Below are 7,694 nucleotides of genomic sequence, written 5' to 3'. Positions count from 1 at the left end.
GTCTGAAACGATCTGTTTAGAGCGGGCAGAGTGCTGCCGTATCGCCTGAGGCAAGCAGGGCCAGTGCCGCATCACGGTCAAGCCCGTTGTCGGTTGCCTGATCGAGTATCTGGGCTGCTTCATACGACCAGGTGAACGGGTCTTCTGAAGCGACACAGAAGGCTGCGAACATGGCGGCTGTATCTGTCCCCATCCATGTGGGTGTTGCTACGTCAGGGGCAGGCGGAGACGTTTCCACGGCATCGAAAAATGTCTGGTTGGTGCGACCGAAGCTGTCCTTTACCACAATTGAATAGCGCCCCGGCACAATGTCGCGCGCGGCAATGGTGGTGGAGGTGTCAGACAGGGTGGTGGATGCGAAGATGCGATCTTCGGGGTCGAGCACCAGCAGTTCAAACGGGGCCTGTCCGCCGATCCAGCCGACCCACAGCGGGCGGAAGCCGGAGCGGATCTGCGCGCTTTCCGCCTCAAGATCCAGCAGGCCGAACGTGAACTCTTCTGCGGCCCGTCCCAACCCCTGCGCCACCATGCGATCACCCAGCGGCAGCAGACGGCCTTCAATGATCTCGCTGACAGATTGTGATGCGGTTTCAGCACCGCCGATCGTGTGACTGGAGGGTCCGCGATATTCGCGTGGGCCGCTGGCACCGGCAACCGCAACGACCACGCGGTCTGCGGACGAGCCAAGTTTCAGCACATCGCCTTCACACAGCGGCGAAAATACGCCAAGTGCGCCTTCAGCACCGTTCCGGCTGATGCGCACGCTGGTGTCACTGCCCTGCACATCCTTGACGAAGGCGACTGTCGGGGTTGAGCACGGGCCAACGGCTGCGTGGGCGCGGGTGCCGGTGGCGACCGTACCCGCAATGAATGCACCAAGTACCAAAGCGCTGGATGCTGCAAGATTAAGCTGCGTTAGTGCGCGCATTTCGCAAGTTCTCCATCAGTTCTTCAAAGTCTTCGCGGGCTTCGTTGAGCGCGGCCACATAGGCGGGCGCGGCAAAACTGACCCAGATTCCGTTGTCCAACAGGAGATAGCTGGCAAATGTACTGACCCAGAAAATCCCCACCCCAATCAACAGCTTAACAATAACCGGGTTGGTCAGCAATTTAATTGGCCAACGGATAATTCGCTGAAAAAGCGGGCGCCCGGTCGTGGGGCCAATCCAGTCACGGGCAATGCGAGCATACCAGAAGGACGCCACAATCATGGTGACGAAAATCGTCAGCATGGCAGCGTCAACAGCCCAGTGAAGCCGCCGGATTTCGCCGCCTTCTTCAAGGCCACGGATCATGTTGGCAATCACCATACTGCCGCCCATCTGACCATAGGGTGTCATGTGGCGGTCGCGGGCCATGGTGGCAGCTGAGCCGATGATGACAATGCCACCGCCTGATGCGAGGCCGGACACCATGGGTGCATTGGCAAAGCCTGCGGGGATATAGAACATGTCTGCAGCCACCAACGATGGTTCGGTCACGGGGTCGTTGCCGGGATGGGCTGAGTAGTTGATGAAACTTTCCTGGGATTGAAACACCAGCGTGTCGCGGTCTGTGCGCTCAAGGGTGAAGCCAGGATTGTCTGTTTCGCCGACACAAAAACGGCGCGGGTTTGTCATGGCGCGGTCAACAAGCGCTGTTGCTTCGTGTGCCGTTGCGGCCGTGCGCCCGGCGATCGCATAGAGCGCTGTGGTGGGAACAACCTCAGGGCCGTTCTGGCCTTTGACGCACAGGTAGTGTGCGAAATAGCGCGCGCCGATAATTTCGTCGCCGGTGATTTGTGCCACGGACCAGACGATGTTCTGCGCCGGGGCATTTGCCAAAATCTGTTCGCGGGCGGAGCCTCTGGCGCGCGCCGGTTGGTCGCGGTGGCCATCGCCATCCACCACTTCTCGCTGCATGACGAGCAGCGGCGCGTCAGCATCTGCGCCCCACCGGGTGAGGATCGTGTCAATGCGCGCTTCCTGTTCTTCTTCAGGGGTGCGCCAGAACAAATCAATATCGGCTACAACCACCTTGGGGCGTGGAAAACCGGGAATGCCGTAGGCGGCTTCCAGCATGTCTGCCACCACCTTGCGCGGCGCGTAGGCGAGGGCGGGACCGTCGGTTTCATCCGATTCCCACACGCTTTCATCAAGGTTCAAAAACAGGATAGGGCCGGTGCCCTGCACGGTCTGGTTGACCCGCAGTTCAAACGCGATCTGAAGCACTTCGCGGTCCGCTTCACCCAGAAAAGTCTGCCAGCCTTCAGGCGTGCGTAAGATCGCCCAGACGATGAGCGCCAGAGCCAGGCTCAAGAGGAAGTTCGCGTCGAACATTCCCTTGTCGGTTTCAATCAGCTTCTCAGGCTTCGCCCGGCCCGCAGGCTCTTGTGCGCCCTGCGCTGTGGATCTGCTCACAGTCCCCGGCTCTCCATATGCCCCACCAGTCAGGCCAATCCTAACCCAATGTGGGGCCGGAGGCACCCGGCTATCCGCTGATCATGAAGTCCGGCGTGGTTTCGATGTTGAGCTGGCCTTCAAGTCCTGCGTCACGGTGATGGTGAATGGCCTGATACTCAGGTGACGACGACATCTCAAACAGCGCCTTGCGCGTTGGGTATTCAACCAACGCCACCTGATCCCACAGGTCTTCGACCATGCCGAGCATCAGGAAGGTGGTCGGGCCTGAAAAAATCATTCGCCCGCCATGCTTTGCCACCAGCGGCACGACGCCCGCACCATACAGCGCATAGGCATCGCGACCGGACATATGCGGGTTGCTGCCGTCGGCATACTTGGCTTTGTCGCGGAACTTCAACAGGTTGACCATCACGATGGGGCCAGAGGGACCCGGATCATTCATCATCGCGCTGATCTGGTCATCACCGGGAATGATGTGGTTTTCGACTTTCATTGCGTGTGGTCCTCTATGCGCCCATGGAGCGCTTTGGCGGGAGGTCGGCAAAGTCGCCCTCGCGTTTTTCTGCGTTCGCGGTCATGGCTTCCATAATTTCGCCGGTCTGCAACATGGAGGCGTTCCAGATGGCGATGTAGTCCAGCGCGTCAGCCGTTGTGTGGTCACGTGAGTAGTTGATGAGGCGTTTGCATCCGGCCACCGCCAGCGGCGCGTTGGCGGCGATCTCGCGGGCGATTTCCATCACGCCGTCCAGCATAGTGGCGTGATCCGCAAAGACGCGGTTGACGAGGCCGACTTCTTTCGCCTCGGCTGCGTGAATGCGGCGACCTGTGTAGGCCAGTTCGCGGACGATGCCTTCGGGCAGGATTTTGACGATACGCGGGAACGTGCCCACGTCTGCCGTCATGCCTATTTTGGTTTCGTAAATCGTGAAGAACGCATCCTGTGTACAGTAGCGCATGTCACAGGCCGTTGTAAGGTCAACGCCGCCGCCGATGCAGCCGCCCTGAATGGCGGCGAGGACGGGGATGCGGCAGTTTTCCAGTGCGGAGAACGCATCCTGCATCCCCAGCACGTTTTGATAGAACGCCTGCCCGGCCGTCAGCTTTGCCTTGCGTTTCGTGTCGGCGTCATTTCCCTCCGCGCCTGGCGCAATCTCCGAGCCGCCAAATGCCGATACATCAAGGCCGCTGGTGAAGTGCGGGCCGGTGGATGACAATACAATCACGCGGGCCGAGGCTTCCGCGTCAATCCCGTTGACGATCTGCGGCAGTTCCGACCAGAACGAGCGGATCATAGCGTTGCGCTTTTCAGGGCGGTTGAGCCTGATATGGGCGATGTGGTCTTTAATCGAAACCTCAAAGCATTCAGTTGTGCGGGTTGTCATGAGAACGTCTCCAAACGTCTTTGTACGGAATATCAGGCGAATAAGGCTTCGCAGCCTGTGTCTTTGATGAGGCTGTCGAAGGTTGTGCGGGCATTGGCATCAAGGGCTGCATAACTTTCGCGCAGCACCATCAGGCATTTTCCCTGATAGGGGAACGGCTTTTGTGTCCATGGTGCGCCGCCAATCGTTGTGGTCACTTCTTCGGCACCGTCTGTCAGCGCTTTGGCGTTGGCCAGCAGAAAAGGCACATAGACCCGGCCGACCTCTGACAATACGGCTTTCAGTGTTGCGGGCACGGTCCCGGGTGTAAACCAGCCGTCGTCGCCTGGCTCCTCGCCTGACAGGTCTTCCATCAGCATTACCCAGGCATACACGCGCGGGGCGGTTTTGAGGGTGAGCGATGTGGGGGTCGGGTCGAACTGGGCAAGCTGGGTAAGCTGACCGAAGAACGCAAAGTCAGCCGCGCCGGGCCGGGCACCCATGATGAATGGATGTTCCACCAGATGGTCCCGCAATACGTTGATGAGGCGGCTGTAGCTCTCTTCGATCACGGGCGCGGTGGTTTCGTTTGAGCCGACGACATACAGACGTGAAATCTGCCGTTCACTGAACATTTTTGCCATTTCATTCGCCTGGTCTTCCGACGGTGAATGAATGCGCGCGCGGGGCAACACATCGCCTGCCTGCTTGATGTCGGCTGTGTGATGCCAGCGGTAGTGGAACATGGCCTTGGTCAGCCATTCGTCGCCATAATCCTCCAGCAGGTCGTCCAGCAGGCGGATGGAAGGGTCTTTGGGGCGCGCCTGACGTGGCGCAATCTCCGCATCGAAGCGGGTGATGAGCGGTGTTGAATCAACAACAGCCTCAACCTCACCAGCGGCGTTGGGCAGATAGAAGGTTGGCAACAAGCTGACTTTGGGTTGCGGCATGTCTGTGAGTTCGCGCGGACTGTTCCACAGTACGCGATAGGGAATGCGACGATAGCGCAGTACACTGAGCATTTTGCGCGTGTACGGCGAGGGGGGAGCGCCAGCAAGGGTGACGGGTGCTTGTTCTGTCATTTTTTTGAACCTCTTTGGAGCCGCTATGCCTTGGCGCTTGGGCGGGCCGAAGCGGCTGCGTGCCAGCGCAGCAGATTGGTGTGTGTCTCAGCGGGTTTGAACTTTACCCAGCGGGCAAAATCAATCACCACTAAAGCCGTTATGTCGGCCAGCGAGTAGCTGTCGATCGCGATGAACTCGCGGCCTTCCAAGCGGGCATTCAATGCGTCGAAGAACAGCGGCAGACGTGCGGCCCCGCGTTCGGCCAGCGCGGGGATCTGCTCGAAATTGACGGGACCCGTCATGGCGCGGCCCTTCATACCATCGGATGTGTTGCGCAAAATCTCGGCGATGGCCATCAGACCTTCAAACTCGCACCGGGCATTCCAGCTCATCACCAGGCCCTTTTCGGTGGGCGTTGTGCCCAGCAGCGGCGGTTCCGGCTTGTAGGCTTCGGCCCAGGCGGCAATACCTGCGTTGTCGGTAAGCACAGTGCCGTCCTCAAGCCGGAGCGCGGGAATGGTGCAGCCCGGATTGATCTTCTTGTAGTCGTCCGAAAGTTGCTGGCCTTTGGCCATGTCGATCTGGATGATTTCAGGCTCGATGCCTTTTTCTGCGAGCAGAATGCGTGCGCGGCGCGGGCTTGGCGCGGGGGCGTAGTCGTAGAAGGTGATCGGCATGTATTGGCTCCCTGAGTGTCAATTTATCGGGTTTTATAAATGAACCCGGCTTTGATGGCCACTCCCGCAGCGTCCGTGGCAATTGCGGAGGCCATATAAAGGTGTTCTAGTCTTTAATCAGGCGTGTGGGTGCGCCCAATGAGGGGGACTTTACAATGACTTGCTTTATTCGTTCCGCGGCAATTGCTGCGATCTGTGCGGTTGGTTTTGTTGGCGCCGCGCAGGCCGAAGATCTTGAGTTTCTGCTGATAAATGCGTCGAGCGCCGACATTGTTGAGTTTCATGTGTCTGACCCGGGCGATGACTACTGGTCTGACAATCTGATGCCCTCCGGCTATGTGCTGGCCGCAGGCTATGAGGTGGATGTTCTCATCACCGATGGTCAGTCGAACTGTGAGTACGACATCAGGGCTGTGTGGGATGACGGGTCTGAATACACCGAGATGGGTGCAGACCTGTGTGACCTTGGTGAATGGGAGTTCACCGACTAAGCACGCGGTTACTTTGCCCAGTCCGGTTGATCGAAGTGGGCTACACGTGTGTGGCGGCCATTGACCGCCACCTCGTGAAACTGATGCAGGATCGCACCTGTGGGCGCGTGAATATCCAGGCCTGTTCCCGGCGGTCCGACATGCATACGTATGATCGGCCGTTCGGGGTCAGGACCTGGCACCAGCTCCGGTGATCCGGGGCGATCAAGCCGCGACAGGTCAAAACGGTGTATCGAGGCGACTTCATCCGCGTTTGGTTCGGCGTTTGAAATATCCGCCCAGAACACGAACACTGAAATTGTATAGCCGGACCGCGTTTCATAGTCGTCCAGTCGGCCAAGACAGTGCGCGAATGTGATCGGCAGATTTAATTCCTCGTGGGTTTCACGGATGGCGGCCTGCAATGCGGTTTCTCCGGGTTCATGCCGCCCGCCGGGAAATGCCCACTGGCCGGCATGGCCGCGCAGGCGTGCTGCGCGCCGGGTCAGCACAAATGCCGGTCTGGTGTTGTCCAGTCCGGTAATCACCGCCACGCTTGCGCGCTTCAGTTTGGTGTCACCTATCAGGTGCGGGTCAAACCGGGACAGATTTTGTTCCATCTGTATGCGGACGGGATGATGCATGGCTCCGTCAGCCGACATGGATCAGACGCCTGCCAAAATTTTCGCCGGTGAACAGGCCGGCATATGCGGTGGGCGCATTCTCAATGCCGTCGATCACTTCTTCGAGGTAAAGCAGTTTTCCATCATTGATCCACTGCACCATTTGTGTGCCGGCCTCGGCAAACTCGCGCACGTAGTCCAGCACAACAAAGCCGCGCATGGTCAGGCGCTGGGTGATAAAGGGTAGGGTGTTGCGAATGCCGCGTGGTTCGGGGTTATTGTACTCCGAAAGCTGGCCCGACACCGCAATGCGGCCACCCGGCTTGAGCGCTGTAATGGCGGCATCCAGCATCTCACCGCCCACATTGTCGAAGTAGATATCCGCGCCGCCGCCGGTTGCATCGCGCATCGCCACAGCCAGATTGTCGGTCTCTCGATAGTTGATACAAGCGTCAAACCCCGCCTCGCCGGTCAGCCAGTCGCACTTGGACTTGGAGCCTGCAATACCGACAACGCGACCTGCGCCCATCAGTCTTGCCAGTTGTCCGGCGGTGGCACCGACCGGGCCGGAGGCAGACGAAATCAGCACGGTTTCGCCTTCCTTGAGGGTGGCGATGTTCTTGAGGCCGAACCATGATGTCATGCCGGGAATGCCCAGAATGCCGATGGCCGCGGTGGGCGTCACTCTGCCTTGAAACAACGCCGGGTTCTGCTTTACGCAGTGGCGGCTTTTGGCGACCAGTGCCGACTGCCAGCCAAAGCCGCCGGTGACCAGGTCGCCAACCTTGAGTTTTTCGTCAGCGCTTTCTTCAACAACGCCAAGACCCGCGCTGGTAATGAGTGAGCCGATGGGGGTGGCTCCCACATAGGTGTCCTGAGACAGGGCGGGCCGCATCCCGGGGTCGAGCGAAAAATGCGTGACGCGCACTTTTACCTGACCCTCTTCGAGGGCTGGCAGTGGCTGTTCTTTCAGCGCAAAAGTTGTGTCGTCGGGAATGCCTGCTGGGCGCTTTGCGAGCACCCATCTGCGTGTTGTTGTGAGGCTTCCCATTTGCGGCACTCCCTGCTTTGTTGTTCTCATTGCGTTGCCCCAGCCT

Annotated in this window: 9 protein-coding genes; 1 reads left to right on the top strand and 8 read right to left on the bottom strand. The window is 59.1% G+C overall.

The window, feature by feature from the left end:
* Positions 1 to 16 precede the first annotated feature (16 nt).
* The 6 genes from RIB87_RS04780 to RIB87_RS04755 all read right to left on the bottom strand — a co-directional run bounded on the left by RIB87_RS04780 (position 17) and on the right by RIB87_RS04755 (position 5,504).
* A complete protein-coding gene (locus tag RIB87_RS04780) occupies positions 17 to 928 on the bottom strand; it encodes a hypothetical protein (protein ID WP_350144056.1) in 912 nt (303 codons plus the stop codon).
* Entirely contained in the window at positions 906 to 2,399 is a 1,494-nt protein-coding gene (locus RIB87_RS04775) for a CHASE2 domain-containing protein (RefSeq protein ID WP_350144054.1), read from the bottom strand. The genes RIB87_RS04780 and RIB87_RS04775 overlap by 23 nt, the downstream gene beginning before the upstream one ends.
* 70 nt (positions 2,400 to 2,469) lie before the next feature.
* Positions 2,470 to 2,895: a DUF1330 domain-containing protein gene (locus tag RIB87_RS04770; RefSeq protein WP_350144052.1), complete on the bottom strand. Its 426-nt coding sequence runs from the start codon at positions 2,893 to 2,895 to the stop codon at positions 2,470 to 2,472.
* 13 nt (positions 2,896 to 2,908) lie between these two features.
* On the bottom strand, positions 2,909 to 3,784 hold the full coding sequence (locus RIB87_RS04765; protein WP_350144050.1) for a crotonase/enoyl-CoA hydratase family protein: 876 nt from the start codon (positions 3,782 to 3,784) through the stop codon (positions 2,909 to 2,911).
* A gap of 32 nt (positions 3,785 to 3,816) precedes the next feature.
* Positions 3,817 to 4,845: a glutathione S-transferase N-terminal domain-containing protein gene (locus RIB87_RS04760; RefSeq protein WP_350144048.1), complete on the bottom strand. Its 1,029-nt coding sequence runs from the start codon at positions 4,843 to 4,845 to the stop codon at positions 3,817 to 3,819.
* Between the two features lie 23 nt (positions 4,846 to 4,868).
* The gene (locus RIB87_RS04755) at positions 4,869 to 5,504 is read right to left on the bottom strand and encodes a glutathione S-transferase family protein (protein WP_350144046.1); all 636 of its coding nucleotides are present in this window, start codon (positions 5,502 to 5,504) and stop codon (positions 4,869 to 4,871) included.
* A 155-nt stretch (positions 5,505 to 5,659) separates the two neighbouring features.
* Between RIB87_RS04755 and RIB87_RS04750 the strand changes: the two genes are divergently transcribed.
* Positions 5,660 to 5,995 (top strand): hypothetical protein, encoded by a 336-nt coding sequence (locus RIB87_RS04750; RefSeq protein WP_350144044.1) that lies wholly within the window; start codon positions 5,660 to 5,662, stop codon positions 5,993 to 5,995.
* Positions 5,996 to 6,003: 8 nt separating this feature from the next.
* On the opposite strand, the gene RIB87_RS04745 is transcribed toward RIB87_RS04750, so the two are convergent.
* Together RIB87_RS04745 and RIB87_RS04740 are read right to left on the bottom strand one after the other, a co-directional pair.
* The gene (locus tag RIB87_RS04745) at positions 6,004 to 6,636 is read right to left on the bottom strand and encodes an NUDIX hydrolase (protein WP_350144042.1); all 633 of its coding nucleotides are present in this window, start codon (positions 6,634 to 6,636) and stop codon (positions 6,004 to 6,006) included.
* Positions 6,626 to 7,648, bottom strand: coding sequence for an NADP-dependent oxidoreductase (locus tag RIB87_RS04740; RefSeq protein WP_350144040.1), 1,023 nt, complete (start codon positions 7,646 to 7,648; stop codon positions 6,626 to 6,628). The genes RIB87_RS04745 and RIB87_RS04740 overlap by 11 nt, the downstream gene beginning before the upstream one ends.
* Between the last annotated feature and the right edge of the window lie 46 nt (positions 7,649 to 7,694).

Source organism: Pyruvatibacter sp. (genome assembly GCF_040219635.1).
GTDB lineage: Bacteria > Pseudomonadota > Alphaproteobacteria > CGMCC-115125 > CGMCC-115125 > Pyruvatibacter.
Note: the sequence above shows the minus strand (reverse complement) of the source record. Positions and strands in the feature narration are given on the sequence as shown.